10 protein-coding genes and 1 pseudogene are annotated in these 20,637 nt (G+C 67.4%); 7 read left to right on the top strand and 4 right to left on the bottom strand.

Annotation, left to right across the window (positions count from 1 at the left end; all coding sequences use genetic code 11):
- Positions 1-110 precede the first annotated feature (110 nt).
- The 6 genes and pseudogenes from iolG to G3M57_RS27955 all read left to right on the top strand — a co-directional run bounded on the left by iolG (position 111) and on the right by G3M57_RS27955 (position 7,374).
- Positions 111-1,097, top strand: a complete 987-nt coding sequence (iolG, locus tag G3M57_RS11000; RefSeq protein WP_163230506.1) for an inositol 2-dehydrogenase — start codon at positions 111-113, stop codon at positions 1,095-1,097.
- Between the two features lie 199 nt (positions 1,098-1,296).
- A complete protein-coding gene (locus G3M57_RS10995) occupies positions 1,297-2,280 on the top strand; it encodes a sugar ABC transporter substrate-binding protein (RefSeq protein WP_163230504.1) in 984 nt (327 codons plus the stop codon).
- Between the two features lie 19 nt (positions 2,281-2,299).
- Complete coding sequence (locus G3M57_RS10990) at positions 2,300-3,847, top strand: sugar ABC transporter ATP-binding protein (protein ID WP_056751922.1); 1,548 nt, start codon at positions 2,300-2,302, stop codon at positions 3,845-3,847.
- Positions 3,844-4,860: an ABC transporter permease gene (locus tag G3M57_RS10985; protein ID WP_082564446.1), complete on the top strand. Its 1,017-nt coding sequence runs from the start codon at positions 3,844-3,846 to the stop codon at positions 4,858-4,860. Before G3M57_RS10990 ends, G3M57_RS10985 begins: the two co-directional genes overlap by 4 nt.
- A 5-nt stretch (positions 4,861-4,865) precedes the next feature.
- Positions 4,866-7,175, top strand: a complete 2,310-nt coding sequence (locus G3M57_RS10980; protein ID WP_163230502.1) for a GH92 family glycosyl hydrolase — start codon at positions 4,866-4,868, stop codon at positions 7,173-7,175.
- A 36-nt stretch (positions 7,176-7,211) separates the two neighbouring features.
- Positions 7,212-7,374: pseudogene (locus G3M57_RS27955) on the top strand (hypothetical protein).
- Here G3M57_RS27955 and G3M57_RS10975 read toward each other — a convergent pair.
- The 4 genes from G3M57_RS10975 to G3M57_RS10960 all read right to left on the bottom strand — a co-directional run bounded on the left by G3M57_RS10975 (position 7,339) and on the right by G3M57_RS10960 (position 16,939).
- Positions 7,339-9,861 carry a glycosyl hydrolase 115 family protein gene (locus G3M57_RS10975; protein ID WP_163230500.1) on the bottom strand — a complete coding sequence of 841 codons (2,523 nt, stop codon included), beginning with the start codon at positions 9,859-9,861 and terminating at the stop codon, positions 7,339-7,341. The pseudogene G3M57_RS27955 and the gene G3M57_RS10975 overlap by 36 nt on opposite strands.
- 52 nt (positions 9,862-9,913) lie before the next feature.
- Positions 9,914-11,173: a histidine-type phosphatase gene (locus tag G3M57_RS10970; protein WP_163230498.1), complete on the bottom strand. Its 1,260-nt coding sequence runs from the start codon at positions 11,171-11,173 to the stop codon at positions 9,914-9,916.
- A gap of 16 nt (positions 11,174-11,189) precedes the next feature.
- Positions 11,190-13,745: a GH92 family glycosyl hydrolase gene (locus tag G3M57_RS10965; RefSeq protein ID WP_163230496.1), complete on the bottom strand. Its 2,556-nt coding sequence runs from the start codon at positions 13,743-13,745 to the stop codon at positions 11,190-11,192.
- Between the two features lie 128 nt (positions 13,746-13,873).
- Complete coding sequence (locus G3M57_RS10960; protein WP_163230495.1) at positions 13,874-16,939, bottom strand: TonB-dependent receptor; 3,066 nt, start codon at positions 16,937-16,939, stop codon at positions 13,874-13,876.
- A 438-nt stretch (positions 16,940-17,377) separates the two neighbouring features.
- Between G3M57_RS10960 and G3M57_RS10955 the strand changes: the two genes are divergently transcribed.
- On the top strand, positions 17,378-20,593 hold the full coding sequence (locus G3M57_RS10955; protein ID WP_163230493.1) for a glycoside hydrolase family 2 TIM barrel-domain containing protein: 3,216 nt from the start codon (positions 17,378-17,380) through the stop codon (positions 20,591-20,593).
- Positions 20,594-20,637: the final 44 nt, after the last annotated feature.

The following is a 20,637-nucleotide window of genomic DNA, read 5'->3' as shown; positions in this document are numbered from 1 at the left end:
AACGGTAGTCCGAAGCGGATCGTTCCGTCCGTGCTTGCGCCAGTCTGGCCACGAGGCGCCGCCGCCACGTTCCCTTCCCGCCCTGCTTTCCTGAGACCATGAAGGTTCCCATGCACGATATCGCGATCCTGGGGGCGGGCCGCATCGGCCGCATCCACGCCAAGAACGTCGCCGGCCAGCCGGGCCTGCGGCTGAAATATGTGGTGGATCCGGTCGCTGCGGCCGCCGAAAGCCTCGCCGCCGAAACAGGCGCCAGCGTCGCCGACCTCGACACCGCCCTCAACGACGCGTCGGTGACCGGCGTGATCGTCGCCAGTTCGACCGACACCCACCTCGACTACGCCCTCAAGGCCATCGCGGCGGGCAAGGCGGTGTTCTGCGAGAAGCCGATCGACCAGGACCTGGCCCGCGCCCGTTCGGCGGCCGGCGCGCTGGGCGGCCAGGGCGTAAAGCTGTTCCTGGGCTTCAATCGCCGCTTCGACCCGAACTTCCAGGGCCTGAAGGCGCAGCTGTCGGCCGGCGTCGTCGGCGCCCTGGAAACCGTGCACATCACCAGCCACGACCCGGCCCCGCCTCCGGTCGCCTATGTCAAGGTGTCGGGCGGCCTGTTCAAGGACATGGCCATCCACGACTTCGACATGGCGCGCTGGCTGCTCGACGAGCCGGTGACCGAGGTCTACGCCGCCGCCAGTTGCCTGGTCGACCCGGCGATCGGCGAAGCTGGTGACGTCGACACCGCCAAGATCATCCTGCGCACCGCCTCGGGCAAGATCTGCGTGATCAGCAACAGCCGCCGCAGCGGCTACGGCTACGACCAGCGCATCGAGGCGTTCGGCTCCAAGGGCCTGGTCCGGGCCGACAACGTCATGGAGAGCACCGTTTCGGTCTGGAGCGAGGCCGGCGCGGCCACCGACGCGTTCCAGAACTTCTTCCTCGATCGCTACGCCGAGGCCTACCGCCGCGAGATGGCTCACTTCGCGCAGATCATCCGCGGCGAGGCCCTGCCGTCGGTGGGCTATGTCGACGGCGTCGAAGCCCTGGCCCTGGCCGAGGCGGCCGGCCAGTCGGCCAGGACAGGCCAGGTCGTAAGGCTGTAGCCTCGGCAGGGGGAAGAAGCGCCTTAGGGCGGCGTGACGGGGAGGCCGAACGCATGGCGCGACGGCCTCCTCAGAGCGAAATGAAACACAACTTCCCAGACATTCTTGACATGGAATTTATATTCCATTCTTGTGTCAAAGAAAAACCGGGCGATGCTCCACGCTCGATAAACATGCCATTAGAGAGTCGAGAAACGCCATGAACCGCACCCCGACATCGCGCCGGCGCTTCCTTGGCCTGGTGTCCGGACTGGGGCTGACGGCGGCGGCCGGCGGAGTGCTCGGCGGCTGCGCGCGCGGCGGCCAGGACGCTTCCGAAGTCGTGGTCAGCTTCAACGATCTTTCCCAGCCTTTCTTCGTGGCCATGCGCCGCGAACTCGAGGACGAGGCCGGCAAGCTGGGCGTCAAGGTCCAGGTGCTGGACGCCCAGAACAACTCCTCCAAGCAGATCGCCGACCTGGAGGCCGCCGCCGTGCAGGGGGCCAAGGTGGTGATCGTCGCCCCGACGGACTCCAAGGCGCTGGCGACGGCGGCCGACGAACTGGCCGAACAAGGCGTGGCGGTGATCTCGGTCGACCGCAACATCGTCGGCGCCAAGTCGCCCGTGCCCCATGTCGGGGCCGACAACGTCGCCGGCGGCCGCGCCATGGGCGACTGGGTGGTCAAGACCTATCCGGCGGGCGCGCGCGTGGTGGTGATCACCAACGACCCCGGCAGTTCCAGCTCGATCGAGCGCGTCAAGGGCGTGCACGAAGGCCTCGCGGCCGGTGGCGCGAACTTCAAGATCGTCGCCGAGCAGACCGCCAACTCCAAGCGCGACCAGGCCCTGACGGTCACCCAGAACGTGCTGACCTCGATGCACGATACGCCGCCTGACGTAATCCTGTGCCTGAACGACGACATGGCCATGGGCGCCCTGGAGGCGGTGCGCGCGGCCGGGTTCAGCCCGGACAAGATCAAGGTCCTGGGCTTCGACGCCATTCCCGAAGCCCTGGCCCGGATCAAGGCCGGCGAGATGGTCGCCTCGGTCGAGCAGAACCCGGGCAAGCAGATCCGCACGGCGCTTCGCGAAGCCGTGGCCAAGATCAAGACCGGCGCGGCGCCCAAGAGCGTCAGCCTGACTCCGGTGCTGATCACCAGCGCCAACCTTGCCGAGGCCTCGCGCATCTCGGAAGTGAAATAGCCCTGCGGCGGATGGTGTGATGACGCTTCTGGACGTCAGCCAGGTCAGCAAGAGCTTTCCCGGCGTGCGCGCCCTCGACCGGGTTCGGCTCGAGGTCGGGCGCGGCGAGGTCCACGCCCTGCTGGGCGAGAACGGCGCGGGCAAGTCGACCCTGATCAAGATCCTGTCGGCGGCCCATGCGGCCGACGAAGGCGTCGTGACGTTCGACGGCCAGCCCCTTGATCCGCGCGACACGCCTTTGCGTCGCCAGCAACTGGGCATCGCGACGATCTACCAGGAATTCAATCTGTTCCCCGAGCTCAGCGTCGCCGAGAACATGTATTTGGGCCGCGAGCCGAAGCGCCTGGGCCTGATCGACTGGCGAAGCCTGCGCGCCGATGCGGCCGTCCTGCTGGGCGAACTGGGCCTGCCGCTGGATCCCGACGCCACGGTCAGCCGCCTGACCGTGGCCGAGCAGCAGATGGTCGAGATCGCCAAGGCGATGACGCTGAACGCCCGGCTGATCATCATGGACGAGCCGACCGCGGCCCTCAGCAGCCGCGAGGTCGCGCGCCTGCACGCGATCATCGCCGACCTCAAGGCGCGCGGCGTCAGCGTCATCTACGTCTCGCACCGCCTGGCCGAGGTGAAGGCCATGTGCGACCGCTATACGGTGATGCGCGACGGCCGCTATGTCGCCAGCGGCGACGTCGCCGATGTCGAGATCGACGACATGGTCCGCCAGATGGTGGGACGCTCCGTCGAGTTCGTCCGCCGGGTGCGCTCGGGTCCGCCTGGGCCCGTCGTCCTGAAGGTCGAGACCGTGACACCCAAGCATCCGCGCCTGGCGGCGCCGGGCTATCTGAAGGATGTCTGCCTGGAGGTGCGCGCCGGCGAGATCGTCGGCCTGGCGGGCCTGGTCGGGGCCGGCCGCACGGACCTGGCCCGACTCATCTTCGGCGCCGACGCGATCGCCACCGGATCGATCCGGCTGGACGACAAGCCGCTGAAGTTGAAATCGCCCCGCGATGCGATCCGGGCCGGCGTCATGATGGTGCCCGAGGATCGCAAGCAGCAGGGCTGCTTCCTCGACCATTCCATTCGCCGCAATCTGAGCCTGCCCAGCCTCAAGCCGTTGAGCCGGCTGGGCCAGTGGATCGACGAGCGCGCCGAGCGCGACCTGGTCGAGACCTATCGCCAAAAGCTGCGGGTCAAGATGGCCAGCCAGGAGACCCCGATCGGCAAGCTGTCCGGCGGCAACCAGCAGAAGGTGCTGCTGGGCCGCTCGATGGCCCTGGCTCCGCGCGTCCTGATCGTCGATGAGCCCACGCGCGGCATCGACATCGGCGCCAAGGCCGAGGTTCACCAGGTGCTGTCCGACCTGGCCGCCCAGGGCGTCGCGATCCTCGTCATCTCCTCGGAACTGGCCGAGGTCATGGCCGTCAGCGACCGCATCGTCGTGTTCCGCGAGGGCGTGGTCGTCGCCGACCTCGACGGCGAGACCGCCACCGAAGAGGGCCTGATGGCCTACATGGCGACCGGCGTCGGCCGGGCTCCGCCGCCAGGAATGGAACACCGTCCCCAATGACCTCCACCCCGACGCTTTCCCCCGATCCGACGGCCGACCAGGCGACGTCCGCACCCCGCCGGTTCGATCCGCTGGCCTTCGCGCGCAAGCACCGGACGATCCTGTTCCTGCTGCTGCTGGTCGCCGTGTTCGGCGCGGTCAACGAGCGCTTCCTGACAATCCGCAACGCGCTGAACATCCTCAGCGAGGTGTCGATCTACGGGATCATCGCCGTCGGCATGACCTATGTGATCCTGATCGGCGGCATCGACGTGGCGGTGGGCTCGCTGCTGGCCTTCGCCTCGCTCGCCGCGGCCTATGTGGTGACGACGCTCGTCGGCCCCTCCCCGGTCAGCTGGCTGATCGCCCTGGGGATTTCCACCCTCGTCGGCCTGGCTGGCGGCTACGTCCATGGCAAGGCGGTGACCTGGCTGCACGTGCCGGCCTTCATCGTCACCCTGGGCGGCATGACCGTGTGGCGCGGCGCGACGCTGATCCTCAATGACGGCGGCCCGATCTCCGGCTTCGACGCCGCCTACCGCTGGTGGGGCACCGGCGACATCCTGTTCGTGCCGGTCCCGATCGCCGTCTTCGTGCTGGTCGCCGCCCTGGGCCACGTCGTGCTGCGCTACACGCGCTACGGCCGCCAGGTCTATGCGGTCGGCGGCAACGCCGAGGCCGCCCGGCTGTCGGGCGTCAATGTCGACTTCATCGTCACCAGCGTCTACGCCGTGATCGGCGCCTTGGCCGGCCTGTCGGGCTTCCTGCTGTCGGCCCGCCTGGGCTCGGCCGAGGCCGTGGCCGGGACGGGCTATGAACTGCGGGTCATCGCCTCGGTGGTGATCGGCGGGGCCAGCCTGACCGGCGGGTCCGGCGGCGTGGGCGGCACCCTCCTTGGCGCGCTGCTGATCGGCGTGCTGTCGAACGGCCTGGTGATCATGCACGTCAGCTCCTACTTTCAGCAGGTGGTGATCGGCCTGATCATTGTCGCGGCCGTGGCGTTCGATCACTACGCCCGCACCCACAAGGCCTGATCGCGATGCGCGCCCTGAGCGGCCTTTTCCTCGGCGTCGCCCTGGCGGCGCTGCCGCTCGCGGCGCTGGCCCAGACCCCTGCGCCAAATCAGACCGCCCCCGACCTGGCGCAAAAGGCCGATCCGTTCGTCGGCGTCGACGGCGGCGGGGTCGCCGGCGGCAACACCGTGCCCGGCGCGGGCGTGCCGTTCGGCTTCGTGTCGCTGAGCCCCGACACCACCAACGCCGACACCAATGGCTACGACTCCAAAAGCCCGATCATGGGCTTCAGCTACACCCACGTCAGCGGCACCGGCGGCTCGGGCAAGTACGGCAACTTCCGGGTCACGCCGGCGGTCGGCCCTCTGCGGGTCAACCACCTGCACTTCGGCAAGAGCGATGAACAGGCTTCGCCAGGCTATTACAGCGTCGGCCTGGGCAACAGCGACGCCGAGCGGATCAAGGTCGAGCTGACGGCCACGCGCCGGGTCGGCTTCCAGCGCCTGACCTATCCCGCCGTCGCCGAGAGCCAGCTGATCTTCGACGTCGGCTCGGTGGTGGCCATGCGCGGGCGCGGCCAGCGGGTGAGGCTGGCCAAGGTCGAGCTGGTCGACGATCACACCCTGACTGGCGAGGTCACGGTCGAGGGCGGCTGGAATCCCGCGCCCTACACGCTCTACTTCCACGCCGTCGTCGATCGGCCCGCCAAGGCCTTCGGGGCCTGGAAGGCGGGCCAGGGCTGGTTTGAGACCACGCCCGGCCCCGGCCGTTCGGAAGGCGGCGCGCAGGTCAAGAGCCCGGCCAACCGCCAGGGCCTGATGATCGAGTATGACACCGAGCGCGAGTTCTCCAACCGCCTGGGCGCCTACCTCACCTTCGACACCACCACCGACCGCCAGGTACGAATGAAGCTGGCCGTGTCGTTCATCAGCGCCGACAAGGCCCGCGCCAGCCTGGCCGAAGAGATGCCCGGCTGGGACTTCGACGCCTATCGCCACGCCGCCCGGGCGCAATGGAACGACGCCCTGGCCAAGATCCGGGTCGAGGGCGGCTCGGACGAGCAGCAGCGGATCTTCTATTCCGCCCTGTACCGCGCCCACACCATGCCGCACGACCTGTCCGGCGAGAACGTCTGGTGGAAATCGGACGAGCCTCACTACGAGGACTTCTACACCCTCTGGGACACGTTCCGGACGCTGCACCCGCTGCTGACCGTGATCCAGCCGCAGCGGCAGCGCGACATGCTCCGCTCGCTGGTCGACACCTACAAGCACACCGGCTGGATGCCGGATTCGCGCATCGCCGGCGCCAACGGCATGACCCAGGGCGGCTCCAACGGCGACATCCTGGTGGCCGACGCGGTGGTCAAGCGGCTGGGCGGCTTCGACCAGGCGCTGGCCTATGAGGCGATCCGCAAGAACGGCGAGGTCGACAGCGACCAGCCCTTCCTGCAGGGCCGCGTCCTGAAGGACTATCTGAAGCTGGGCTATGTACCGTTCACGGAGACCCGCTCGGCTTCACGTACGCTGGAATACGCCTATGACGACTATGCGATCGGCGTGGTGGCCAAGGCGTTGGGGAAATCCGAGGACGCCAGGCGCTACCTGGCGCGATCGGCGAACTGGAAGCACCTCTGGGACGACGCGCTGGGCTGCATCCGCCCCCGCTCCCCCAACGGCGAGTGGGTCGAGAACTACAGCTGCACCTACGAGTATCCCGACCGTTCGGGCCCGTGGTGGGACGCCCCGTTCTACGAGGGCAACTCGCTGCAGTACTCGACCTACGTGCCCCAGGATGTCGCCGGACTGATGGCCAAGACCGGCGGGCGCGGGGGCTTCGTGACCTGGCTGGACCGCTTGTTCGACGGCCACTACTCGCAGGGCAATGAGCCCGACATCCTGGCGCCGTACCTCTATATCCATGCCGGCCGCCCCGACCGGACGGCCGAGATCGCGCGCCAGCTGATGGCCAAGCACTATCGTCTCGCCCGCACCGGCCTGCCGGGCAACGACGACGCCGGCGCGATGTCCAGTTGGTACGTCTGGAACGCCATCGGCCTCTATCCCAACGCCGGCCAGCCCTACTATTACATCGCCTCGCCGGTGTTCACGCGCAGCACGCTGGCGCTAGAGGGCGGCAAGACCTTCACGATCCAGGCCTTGGCCGCCTCGGAGACCAACCGCTACGTCACGGCCGCCAAGCTGAACGGCAAGCCGCTGGACCGCGCCTGGATCACCCACGCCGAGCTGGCCCAGGGCGGCGTGCTGGACCTGACCATGGGCCCGGCGCCGGCGGGTTGGGCGACGACCTTCGTTTCGCCGCCTGACGGGCGGTAACGCTTTCGCTTCGAGGTTCGACCGGCCGCTGCGGTTTTGAACCGCCGTACGTCCTTCGAGGCTCGCCTGCGGCTCACACCTCAGGATGAGGACTGTGGGTCGCTTCTGAATTCCTCATCCTGAGGTGCCCGCGCAGCGGGCCTCGAAGGACGCACCGAGCCACTTAATGGTTCTCGTGCACCGCCACCTGCTCGGGTAGGACCAGCCTCACGCGGTCGAGGCCGACGCGGCCGGCCCCCGACGTCACCGTGATCTTATGGCGCCCCGGCGACAGCGACGGGCCGACCGTGATCTTCAGCAGGTTGTCCAGCACGCCCTCGGCCCAGGCCGGGGAGCCGACCTTGCGCGGCAGACGCACGTGCTCGACGGCGCCGCCGTCGATGCTGACATCGAGCTCGATGTCCTGGGCCTGGCCGTCGGGGAAGATCGGCAGCACGCCCAGTTGCGCGCGGCGGCCGTCGGAACCGGCGACATCGACGGCCAGGGTCAGGGCGGCGCCCGGCTCGTCGGCCATCATCACGCCGCGGCCACGACCGACGCCTTCGACCAGGCGCCAGCCGGTATTGGCGGCGAACGCCTCGGCCTCGAACACCGGCGAGGCGGCGGGCGCGTTGCCGTCGACCACGGCCAGGAACCTGGCCGGATCAGCGGTGAGGCCGGCGCTCGGCATCGGGATCGGACGGGCGCGATAGATCCGCCATTGGCTGTCGGCAGGCTCCTCCGGCATCAGCCAGCGCCACTTGCCGCCGGCGACCTGGTTGTTGAAGCGATCGGTCAGGGCGGTGATCTCGGCTTGGGCCTCCACGGCCGCCCCGCCGGCCGAGCGCGCCATCGCCTGGTCGCTGTCGACAAGTTCGTTGTACCGCTCGGCCGCAAAGAACCGCATGTTGGCGGCGGCCGAGATGCGGATCGGGAACTCGACCAGCTCGAACCAGGCGTCGGCCTGTTCCGGCGGCACGGAGGCGGCGGTCGCCTTGGTTTCGGCCACCAGCTTGCGGAAGGCCCGAAGCCGGTCGTTGACCTCGTCGGGCGTATAGCTGGACAGGTGCCGGTTCTCGGCCTGGGGCTGCCACTCCAGGTGCTCGGGTCGCCGCTCGAAGTTGAGGCGATAATAGGCGTCCATCAGGTCGGCGGTCTTGCCGGCCAAGGCGGGTCCAAAGGCGCGCCCGCTCCAGTCCTCAAGGAACTGGTGCTGGGTCTTGCCGCGCCAGCGGTCGATGTCCCAGGCCATCTCCAGGAAGTGGCTGGCGCCGATCTCGGCCGGCTTGATGTCGCCGACATTGGCGATCCAGACATTGCGCGCGCCCTTGTCCCAGGCGTGGATCATCTCCTCCTGCACCAGGGCCGGCGGCGTCGTGCCGAGCCATAGGTAGGCCAGCGGATATCCAAGGTAGGACAGATGATAGTAGACCCCTGCCCCGCCCTTGCGCCCCGCCTCCTCGGCGCTGGGGAACTGGCGGATATAGCCGAAATTGTCGTCGGGCCAGACAATGGTGACGTCGTCCGGGACCTTCACTCCCGCCCGGTAGATCTCGAGCACTTCCTTGTAGGGCACGAAGATCTGCGGAACCTTGGTGACGTCCGGCGAGACGTTCCTGGCCAGGAGCTCGCGCTGGTCGGCGATGATCTTGTCGAGCAGGGCGACCTTGTCCTGCATGGTCTTGGGACCGACCATGCCGGTGTCGTGGATGCCCCGCATGCCGAGGGTCCACAGGCTCTCGTATTGCCCGTTCAGCTTGGCGCGCTCTTCCCAATAGGCCTTCACGCCTTCGGGATTGGTCGCGTAGTTGAACGTCTCGGGCGCAGCCTTCCACTCGCCGACATTGTTGCGCAGCATGGCTTCGGCGTGGGACGAGCCCATGACGATGCCGTATTCCTCGGCCAGTTTGGCGTTGGCCGGGTCGGAATTGAACGGCGCGGTCGTGTGGTGCATGGCCGGCCACAAGGTGTTGGCCTTCAGGCGCAGCAGCAGGGTGAAGATCCGGCGGTAGGTCTTGGGCCCGATGTCGCCGCGCTCGGGATCGAAGGTCTTGACCGCCCAGGGATAGAGGCCCCAGTCCTCGTCATTGACGAAGACGCCGCGGTAGCGGACCGAGGGCGGACCGAAACGATGGACGCCCGGGGCGACGAACAGCGTGACTCGATGCTTGGGCGTCACGTCAGCCCACCAGGCCCAAGGCGACACCCCTATTCCCTGCGCCACCTCATAGACACCGAAGGCCGTCCCCCGCCGGTCGCTGCCGATCACGACCAGGGCCTTGTCGACCCCCGGCAACGGTCGGTCGACCGAGGCGATGACGAAGCTCTCCCAGGCGCCGGACAGGCGGGAGACGTCGACCTTCCTCGCGGCGACGATCCGGTCGATCAGCCGGCTGTGACCCAGCGTGCCGACCAGGATCGCCGTCTTGCCGGCAGGCGCGGCCGCCACCGTCGCCTGTTGACCGGTGACGGTCTTGATGTCGTCCGCCAGATCGTCAGCGGCGTGACGGACGACCGCGGCGTCGGCGGGATCGACAATGATGGTCGGCGCACGCCCCGCCTCGACCAGCACGAAGCCGCCCCGCGCCAGGCTGTCGGTGAAGAGGGCCCCGGTTTCGCGACGGCCCTGCGCCTGCACGGCCTGAGCGGCGGCGAGACAAAGAACCAGCGCCAGGGCGCCCCGCCAGATAGACGTCGATCTGTTCATTGGCCCGGGCCTCCCTACGCGTGACAATTCTTCTAGTTTGGACGAGGCGCGATCACGACGCCAAGGCTTGCGATACGATGGCCTCGAACCGGTCCAGCGGACAATCGAACGCCGGCGTGGCCGTGCTGCAGCCCGGGATGAACACAGGCGCCGACAGCGGCGGCGTCGCCTGGGTCAAGGGCGCCGCTTCGCGCAGCTGACGAAGGCTCTGGCCGGTGAAGCGGGCGCGGATCACGCGCACGCCGTCGGCCCGACGCCAGCGCTCGAACACCAGCGCGCCGCCGGGACCGATCTGGTTGGGCTGGTAGCCCGGCAAGGCCCATTCTAGGCGCAGCAGTCCGCCCAGCACCGCCAGGGTGCCGTCATGGCCGGCCACGAAGACGATCCGGGCGCCCGCCGGACCGATCATGCCATCGGAGCCCTCCGGCTCCAGCGTGGCCAGGATCCGTCGCGCCAGCGGACCGCCGAGGGTCTTGGCGACGTAGGGCGTGCGAAGCCGCAGGTCGAACTCCGCCTGGTGCAGGGCGAAAACACCGGTCAGGGCGTCCTCGTCAAAACCCCGCCAACCCCGCCCCGCAAAATCCTGGCCGTCGGCCCACGCCATCAGCAGGCTCTCGGTGACGCCCGACGCGAAGGCCTCCGGCCCCGACAGCGACACAAGCTCCTCACCCTCGGCGAAGCCCGGCTTGGCGTCGAAGATCCGCCGTTTTCCAGGCGACGGCGGGCACGGACCGGCCGAGCACTGCATCAGGAGCGCGTCGAGCCGCTCGATCGCGTCACGATGGCTGGCGCTCCAGGCGGCAAGGTCGCCGCCGGCGCGGCCAGCGACGGCGGCCCGCGCCAGAGCCGGGTCGGCGACGACGACGCCGGCCTTCACCGGTTCGAACATCGGATCGACGCGGCCCTCGCCCACCGTGCCGACTGCGACGGCGCAGCCCGGGGACAGAGTTCGCCCAACCGCCTGGGCCGTGGCGATCGTCCTTTGGGTGACGTTGGCCCAGTAGGAGGCCGCGCCGCAGTCGCCCCGCCGTTCCAACAGACCTTCGGCGACATAATGGTCGTGGAAATAGCCGCCCATCAGCGACGCCAGGGCTTCGCCCCTGGCCGTCAGGTGGCCAGGCGGGACCGAGAACCGAGGCCACGGCCGAGCCGAGGCCTCCTCCAGCCGCTCGGGACTCGACATCGCCGCCCGCACCCCGTGCCGGCTGAGGATCACCACCTTCTCGAGCCGCTCGCCCGGCGCGGCGGCCCGGGCAGAGCCCGCCGACAGGAGAACGAAGGCGGCCAGGGCGGCTCGAAGCAACGGAGTCATCGCGCGGTTCCAGATCTCAGTGGCAGCCAGTTCCGGCGATCAGCTCGACCTCGGCGACCTGAACGTCCTTACCGGCGGTCAACGCCAGCCGATAGCGCGCAAAGGCCTTGGCCTTCAGGGCGAAGGTTCTGGTGGCGTGGCGATGATCGAAACGCTCACCGCGGCGCTCGTCCAGCTTCACCCACCGCGTGCCGTCGAAGCCGCTGAACCGCCAGGCGGTCGGATCGGCCTCATTCGGACCCACGCTGACCGTATAGGCCCTCAGGCAGCTTGCGGCCGGGCGGGTGAACACCGCCGCCTGGCCGGTCGAGGCGGTCCAGACCGTCGAGGTCTTGCCGTCGCTCAGGGCGGGAACATCGGTTGTCGTCGCCAGCACCGCGCCATCATAGGCCCATTGGCCAGGCTGACCGCTCATCGTGAAGCTAAGGACGCCGCCGGCCAGCAGTTGGGCCTGGGAGACGAAGGGGCCCGGCAGCGGCTTTCCGTTCAGGCGGGCGGCGGCGATGTATGGACGGTCCGCGCCGGCGTTTTCGGCGACGATTTCAAGAGTCTTGCCGCCTTCCAGGTGAATCAGGCTGCGAGGGTGGCGCGGCCCGTGCAGATAGAACAGGTCGCTTCCCAGCTTTGGGAACAGGCCCAGGCGGTTGAACACGTAGTTGGAGCTCATCGCCCCGGCGTCCTCGTCGCCCGGATAGGCGGTGTCGGTGAAGTGCTTGAACACCTGCCCCGCCCAGTAGGACGACAGGTCGGCGCGACCCAGGTTATGGAACAACCAGGGCGTGGCGAACGAGGGCTCGTTGGTGATGTCGATCAGGCCGGCGTCCAGCGCGTAGTTGAGACGCTCGTTGAAGCGCACCCGCCCGCCCATCGCCTCGACCAAGCCGTCAAGATCGTGCAGCACGCCGTAGGAATAGATCCAGGCCGTGCCTTCGTAGTAGCCGACATTGTTGTGAACCTTGCCGTCCCAGCCGAGCTTCGGGTCGATGTCCTGGAACTTGCCGTCGGGATAGCGCGGCATCAGGAAGCCCCTGAAGCCGTCGCTCTCCGTCTCCGGATTCCAGATCTTGCGCCAATTCTGCGAGCGCTTGGTCAGCGCCCCGGCCTCGTCGGCATGGCCGGCCTTGGCCGCGACCTGGGCTGCGAAATAGTCGTTCAGCGCGAAACCCAGGGTCGACGAACCCGACTTGGCGCGCTGGTTGTTCGGTTCGGGGCTGAGATCCCCGACGCCGAAATAGCCGCTCTCCAGATAGCGCGGGCGACGACGCTCGAAGGCGTTGAAATGGGTCACGCGCCAGGCGTCGTTCCAGTTGACGCCCTGGGCGCCGCGCAGCGCCGCCTCGCCCAGCACGTTGTCGACCTCGTCCCCGCCCTGCCCGACATGGTAGTTCTGCCCCCCGATGATGGCGGTGTCGGCGGCGCCGAACTTGTCGAAGGTGTGGATCAGCGAATTGAGGTTCGCTGCATACTCGCTGGGCCGCAGCACCGACATCAGCGGGAACAGGGTCCGGTAGGTGTCCCACAGGGTGTAGTGATCGTCCCAGTTCGGGCGGCTCAACTCCTTGGCGGGTTGGTCCAGCGACCGGTCCCGCGGGTGGGTCGAGGCGTGGTAGAACGCCGTGTAGAACCGCCGGGCCTGGGCCTCGGAAAGCCCCGAGACCTCGATCTCGCCCAGACGATCGTTCCACGCGGCCTGGGTCTCCTGGCGTAGGCGGTCGAAGTTCCAGTCCGGGATTTCGCGGTCCAGTAGGGCCTCGGCGGTCTCGGCGCTGGTGAACGACACCGCGACCTTGACCAGCAGCGGCTTGTCGGGAGCGGCCTTGAAGGTCTGCCAGGCCCCCAGGCGCTCGTCCGGGCCTGTCTTGCCTTCCGTGGCGCCGGCCTTGCGATCCTGCTTGTCGAACACCCCCCAGGCGGTGGGCTTCTGGTCGAACTTGGCGACGAACCAGATGTCGATCAGGGCCGGGTTCCAATAGCCCTTGGCCTTGACGTGGCCGACGATCTTCCCCTCGGCGGGAAACAGCTTCACGTCGGCCTGGTCCGAGGCGACCAGTCCGCCCACCTTGCGCGTCACGTCGAAGACCACCTGGGCCTGGTCCGTGCTCGGGTAGGTCAGGCGGTAGATCGCCGCATAGTGGGCCGGCGTGACCTCGACGCGGGTGTCGTAGCGCGAGAGGCGGACGGAATAGGCGTCGGCGGCCAGGACCTCGTCGGCCTTGGGCGACAGATGGGCGGCCTCGTCGAACTGGGCCGGCCCGACCTGAGGCGACAACAGGAACGTGCCATAGGTGGTGACGCCGCCCGACCCTTGCGAATGCAGCTGCGCGAAGCCGCTGATCGGTTCAGCCGCGTTGTAGCCGGCGTTGCTGGGGTTCGGGGTTTCGGGCGATGGATGGATGGAGCCGTTCGGTCGCGTCGGACCGGGGATGGTGTCGCCTTGGTTGTCGTTTCCGAGGCCGACAGTCAGCACGGGGAGCTTGTAGAGCGGCCGGTCGGCCTGCGCCCAGGCCGTCGAGGACGCTGTCAGGAGGGCAAGGACGAAAAGGGGCGACAGGCTCGCGCGAAGTCCGGGCATCAGATCCTCCGGCTACGGAACGAAAGGCCGCCGAACACGTGTCCGGTCGGCGGCCTTCCTGAAATCGAAAATATAGCCGGTCCACGAATGGACCGGCTATCAAGTGCTTCACACGGGGAGAGTGAAGATTAGAAGGTGGCTCGCGCCGTCAGGGTGTAGGTGCGACCGTCATAGTCGACCCAACGCGAGACCTTGGTGTCGTTCTCGTACTCGAACCGCTTGGAGTCGGTCAGGTTGTAGGCGTCCAGCGACAGGGTGAAGTTGTCGGTCACATTGTAGGAGGCCGACAGGTCCAGCTGGCCGCGCGCCCTCACCGAGCGGGCGGCGCCGGTATAGGTGCCGTTGGCGTTCAGCGGGTAGTCCGAGCGATAGTTGTAGACCACGCGCACGCCGTACTTCGGCGTCTCGTAATAGCCGATCATGTTGACGTTGTGCTTGGAGATGCCCGGGAACGGCGCGATCGCCGGGCTCTTGGAGGTGGTGTAGGCGTAGTTGAAGCTGCCGCCGAAGTTCGCCAGGAAGCCCGGCAGGAAGTCGAGGTTCTGCTGGATGTTGAACTCGACGCCCTCGACGGTGGTCGGCTTGTCGAGGTTGTAGGCGCCGCTGGCGTTGACGTGGACCTGCTTGCTGGCGCTGGAGAGGCTGGTGGCGTTGCAGTAGGTGCCGTCCCACGACAGGGCGCCGAAGCCCCAGGTCGAGCCGTCGGCCGGGCAGAGGATCGAGGGATCCGAGGTCGCGGCGATGCGGTTCGTGATGTTCTTGTGGAAATAAGCCAGCGAGATCAGGCCGTTGGGGCGGTTGTACCACTCCAGCGACAGGTCGAAGGACTCGGCCAGATAGGGCCGAAGCTTGTTGTTCCCGATCGCCACCGAGACGTCATAGACGTTGACCGACCCTGAGGTCAGGCTGCTGTTGAGGATCTGGGCCGGGCTGACCTTGGTCGACGGCGAGTACTGGCGCGGGTGCGGACGCACATAGGTCTTGTAGTAGGCGCCGCGCAGGATCAGGTCGTCGGTGACGTCGGCCACGAAGATCGCCGACGGCAGGAAGTAGTGATACTTGTTCTTGTATTCGTCGGTCTTGAACGCCGTGGACGAGCCGATCGAGTCGGTGGGCGGGGTGACCCGGTCCAGCGTCGTGATGGTGTTGTCGGTGTCTTCGTAGCGTCCGCCGAAGTTGCCGCGCACGCCGTGACCGAAGATCTGGGTGTCGTACTTGGCCTGGACGTAGAACTGATTGACGTCGTTCTCGTTGGTGAAGTTCTTGTCGTAATAGCTGCTGTCGGCGTACTGGATGTTGAAGCCCTGGCTCGACAGGCCGCCGCTCTGATAGGGCGTGACCGGACGGACGGCGTTCAGGAAGTCGTGGACGTTCAGGACTTGCCAGTTGCGATTGTAGTCGCCCGCCGAGCCGCCCATGAAGTCGTCGACGAACGGCGCCGTGACCATCATGTTGGACGTGATGTTCTGCGTCTGGGCGCCGTAGGCATAGACTCGGTAGCCGGTCGACACGAACTTTTCGCGCTCGAGACGCACGCCGGCCTGGATGCTCTTGATCGGCCCGAACTTGACGAAGCGCTCAACGTCGAAGGCGGCCGTCTTCACGTCGCTTTTGGCGAAGCTCTCGGTGCCCTGGATCTGGAGCTGGTTGGTCGAGTTGGCCTTCGTGCCATTGTTGTAGAAGGCGGTCGGGTCGCTGGGTCCGCCCCAGGTCCAGGTCTGGCCGGTCGTGAGCGAGTTCTGCGGCGTCGGTGCGGTCGCGTACTTGAAGGCGCCGATGTCATCGAGGCCCGTGGTCAGCGAGCCCGTGATGCCGTTGCCGCCCGCGCGGGTGTAGTTGGCCACGTCGACCTCGGTCTCGACCGAGGCGTTGTAGCCCGACGACGCGGTCAGAACGCCGGCGAGGCGCCAGTCGTCGTTGCTCCAGTCGATATTGCCGATGAGGCCGTCCGACTTCTGGCGCTGTGAGTACAGGCGCGTCGACGACAGCGCGTTCATGTTGGCGAACGAGTAGCTCTCGTACAGATAGCGGCCGTCGTTGGTCTGGATCGGCGTGCCGGTCGGGGTGATCACGGTGCCCGCGCCAGCCGTGGAGGACGGCAGGACGGTGTTGATCAGGAAGTACTGGGTGGTGTCGGGCAGATTGCGATCGGTCTTGAAACCGATCAGGCCAATCTTGGTGTTGTCGTTCGGCTTCCACTCGATGCCGCCCGAACCAGACCAGACTTTGCCGACGTTCATGCGGGTGTACTGACGGATCTGGCTGTTGGCCCAGACGCCGTTCGTGGCCTTGGAGCCGGTGTTGCTGGTGACGAAGGGCGTCGCCGCCGCTTGCGACAGACCCAGGGCCTGGCCCAGCGAGCGGCAGTACGAGGTCGCGCTGGTGGGGCAGGCGGTCGGGGAGAAGTACTGGCCATAGGCGGCGTTGAACTGGGTGGGCGAGAGGCCCGTCATCGCCGAGGTCAGATAGTCGTAGCTATTGAGACGAACCGTATCGCGGCGGAAGTTTTCCTTCTTGTAGGCGATCGTCCCGAACACCGCGAGGTCGTCCGTCAGGTGCTTGTTGTAGCCCAGGGTCGCGGCCGGGGCGTTCAGGTCGCCCAGGGTGTTGTGTTCGTAGGACAGCTTGGCGACGCCGCCGTCCTTGCGCGACAGGGCCGGCGCGATCTGCATGTCGACATTGCCCGAAAGGCCGCCGGACACCGTGTTGGCCATCGGCGACTTCTGAATCACGAAGGCCGAGAAGATGTCGGAGTTGAACGCGCCCAGCGGCGTGCCCTGGTTGTCGCGCAGCAGCGGCGGATAGGCGAACGACTGGCCGTTCAGCGTGGTGCGGGCGTATTCGCCCGGCATGCCGCGCAGGTTGATGGTGGCGTCGCGGCCCTCGGCCTCGCGGTTGATCTGGACGCCCGGGATGCGCTGCAGGGCTTCACCGACGTTCAGGTCCGGGAAGCGGCCCAGGCCATCCGATGAGATGCCGTCGGTGATTTCGATGGCGTTCTTCTTGGCGCGAACGGCGTTGGCGTAGCTCTGCTTGAAGCCGGTCACGACGACCGCGTCGAGCGTATCGCCTTGGGACGCAGCCTGGGGCGCGGCGGCTTCCTGCGCCGCGGCGATGGCGGGCAATCCGCCGATGATGGTGGCCGACAGGAGCGCGACCTTCAGGACGCGCCTCGGGCTGATTTTCACTTGCAACTCGTTTCCCTCCTCGTTGTGGCCATCGCCTTTGGCGGCTTATTGGCCCGACCTTTTCGCGACATCGATTGACACCGAAATTATTGACTGGTCAGGACAATATTTCCGGAACGCCCACCCCCGTGTCGCACCCTGCAGTCAGCTATAATGACGTTGATATCGCTTATCTATTTCATTTAGCTGATTTGGTTTATATATTATTTTTTGTTCGATATCTAGAATTTTTTTTTCATATCCCCACACTGGTCAGGCCAAAATGAAACGCTACAACCGATGGTGAAGAGCGCTTCAGCCAGGCGTTGAGCGCGCCGACGACGGGGTTCGAGAAGACCACTGGACCGAACCCCTGTCCCAGCGGCATATGCGCCCGCCCCTGCTGGCGCTGGCGTGAGAAAACAGATCGAACCCAGCAACGTCGCGGGTCAGGGAGAGACTGGAATGAAGCGAAGCATGGTGCTGGCGAGCATGGCGGGGCTGGCGATCGGCTTCGCCGCCCGGGCGGAGGAAACGCCCCGCGTCCAGCCGGTGCAGGTGGATGCGTCGCGTCCGGACTGGGAGAACCCGGCGGTGTTCGCGCGGGGCAAGCTGGCGGCCAGCGCCACGCACTTTGCGTTCGAGAGCCGCGAGGCGGCCCTGGCCGGCGACATGACCCGCTCGGCCCGCTACCAGTCGCTGGACGGGCCGTGGTCGTTCAGCTTCTCGCCGTCGTCGGACGCGGTTCCCGAAGGTTTCGAGAAGCCGGACTATGACGTCTCGGCCTGGAAGACCATCAAGGTCCCGGCCCTGTGGCAGACCGAGGGCTATGACCAGCCGCGCTACAACAACATCACCTATCCGTTCCCGGCCAACCGGCCGCTGATCCCCCACGCCACCAATCCGGTCGGCTCCTATCGCCGCAGCTTCGAGATCCCGGCCGGCTGGAGCGGCCAGGCCGTGATCCTGCACATCGGCGCGGCCGGCTCGGCCTACCAGGTGTGGGTCAACGGCGTGGAGGCCGGCTATTCGGAAGACTCCAAGCTGCCCAGCGAGTTCGACGTCACCAAGCTGCTCAAGCCGGGCCAGCCCAACATCGTCGCCATCCAGGTCCACCGCTGGTCGGATGGCTCCTACTTGGAGGACCAGGACTTCTGGCGGGTCTCGGGCATCGAGCGTTCGGTCTATCTGAAGGCCGTTCCCAAGGCCGCGGCCAGCGACCTGTTCGTCCATGCCGGCCTGGACAAGGCCTATCGCGACGGGGTGCTGTCGACCGACGTGGCCCTGGCCGCCCGCGACAAGCCGGTCACCGTGCGCATGACCCTGCTGGACGGCGACAACACCGTCCTGACCAAGGAAGCCAAGGTCGCGGCCGGCGCGGCCAGGACCCAGACCCTGGCGGCCACGGTTCCCGGCGTGCGCCCGTGGACGGCCGAGACGCCCAACCTCTACACCCTGCTGGTCGAGGTGCTGGACACAAAGGGCCAGGTGATCCAGGCCACGCCGCAGCGGATCGGTTTCCGCACCGTGGAGATCAGGAGCGGCCGGGTGGCGGTCAACGGCAAGCCGATCGTCATCCGCGGCGTCAATCGCCACGAGCACGATCCGGAGACCTTCCACGTGATCTCCGAGGCCAGCATGCGCCGCGACATCGAGCTGATGAAGCGCAACAACATCAACGCCGTGCGCACCTCCCACTATCCCAACGCCGAGCTGTGGTACGCCCTGGCCGACGAGTACGGCCTCTATGTCATGGACGAGGCCGACATCGAGAGCCACGCCTACATGGGCTGGGGCAACGCCGATCCGTCACAGCGTGACAAGCGCCAGATCGGCTTCGACCCGGCCTGGGAACAGGCCCATGTCAGCCGCGTCATGAACATGGTCGAGCGCGACAAGAACCACCCGTCGGTGATCTTCTGGTCGCTGGGCAACGAGGCCGGCATCGGTCCCAACTTCGAGAAGGCCGCCGCCGCGGCCCGCAAGCGCGATCCCTCGCGCCTGATCTCCTACCTGGGCTGGGGCGCGCGGCCCTGGGAGCACGTGCCCAACACCTATGTCGACATCTATGCGCCGATGTACGACGACGTGACCAAGATGGTCGACTGGGCCACCGACCCCAGCCGCACCCAGCCCATGATCCAATGCGAGTACGCCCACATGCAGGGCAATTCCGGCGGCAACCTGAAAGACTACTGGGACACCATCTACCAGTACGACAAGCTGCAAGGCGGCTTCATCTGGGACTGGGTGGACCAGTCGATGTACCGCTACACCAAGGACGGCCGGCGCTACTGGGGCGACGGCGGCGAATACGGACCCAATCCCGGCGGCGAAGTCGAGTTCGGCGACGGCGTGATCCAACCCGACCGCACGCCCAATCCCCAGTTCTACGAAGTAGGCAAGGTGCTCTCGCCGATCCAGTTCTCGGCTTTTGAACCGGCCACCGGCCGCATCACCGTGACCAACCGCCACGACTTCCGCGACCTGTCGGGCTTCGACTTCGACTGGACGCTGGAAGAGAACGGCGTGGCGATCGCCTCGGGCCAGCTGCCGGCCTTGGCGACCGCCGCCCGCGCCAGCCAGACGTTCGCCCTGCCGCTATCGGCCCTGCCAGCGAAGCCCGGCGCGGAGTACTTCGTCACCGTGCGCGCCAAGGCCAAGGCCGGCGCCGTGCCCCTGACCCCGGCGGGCCATGTGGTCGGCTGGGAGCAGTTCGCCGTTTCGGCGACGCCACAGGCGATGGTCGCTCGCTCGGGCGCGGTGACCCTGTCGGAAACCGGAACATCGGTGACGGCCTCGGCCGCCGGCGCGACCTTGACCATCGACAAGGCCACCGGCCTGGTCGCCGGCTACGCCAAGGACGGCGTCGTCCTGGCCAAGGGCGGCCAGCCCAACTTCTTCCGCGCCGAGACCGACAACGACACCGGCACCGGTCTCGCCGCGCAACAGCGGCCATGGCAGGTCATGACCGAACAGCGCCAGGTGCGCGCCGTGACGACCCGCACCGTCGCCGGGGACCGCCAGATCGTCGTCGACTACGCCCTGGGGGCCGGCGCGGCGCGGTTCACCACCACCTACACCATGGCCGGGGACGGCTCCGTCGCCGTGGTCGGCGAACTCACGCCCTTGAAGGACGACCTGCCGCCGCCCGTGCGCGTGGGCATCTGGTACTCGGTTCCAGCGGATCTGAAGACTGTCGAGTGGTACGGCCGCGGCCCCCAAGAGACCTATGTCGACCGCTACACCTCCGCGCCGATCGGCCTGTGGCGTGGCGCGGTCGCCGACCAGAACCACGACTACATGCGGCCCCAGGACACCGGCAACAAGATCGACGTCCGCTGGATGGAGCTCAGCGGCCGGGGACGCGGCGTGCGCGTGGCCGGCGACAAGCCGCTGATGATGACGGCCCTGGCCTTCCCCTATGAAGACCTCTATCGCCGCCCGCCCGGGACCTGGAAATCCACCGACATCGTTCCGCACGGCGACGCGACCCTGCTGGTGGACGCCGTCCAGTGGGGGATCGGCGGCGACACCACCTGGAACAGCTTCGGCCTGCCGCACATGAAGTACCGCACCCGGCTGGAGCCCACGCGAGTCAGCTTCCGCCTGGAGGCCTTCGCGGGCGCGGGGACATCGCCCGACAAGGCCCGCCCCGCCGAAGCGACGCCGCCGCGATAGCGGTCCATCCGCCTTATCGCCTGCTATGGTCCATCGCCGCAGTC

The sequence above is a fragment of the Caulobacter rhizosphaerae genome (assembly GCF_010977555.1).
GTDB classification, from domain to species: Bacteria; Pseudomonadota; Alphaproteobacteria; order Caulobacterales; family Caulobacteraceae; genus Caulobacter; species Caulobacter rhizosphaerae.
The sequence above is the reverse complement of the archived record's forward strand: the minus strand, read 5'-3'. Positions and strand labels throughout refer to the sequence as shown.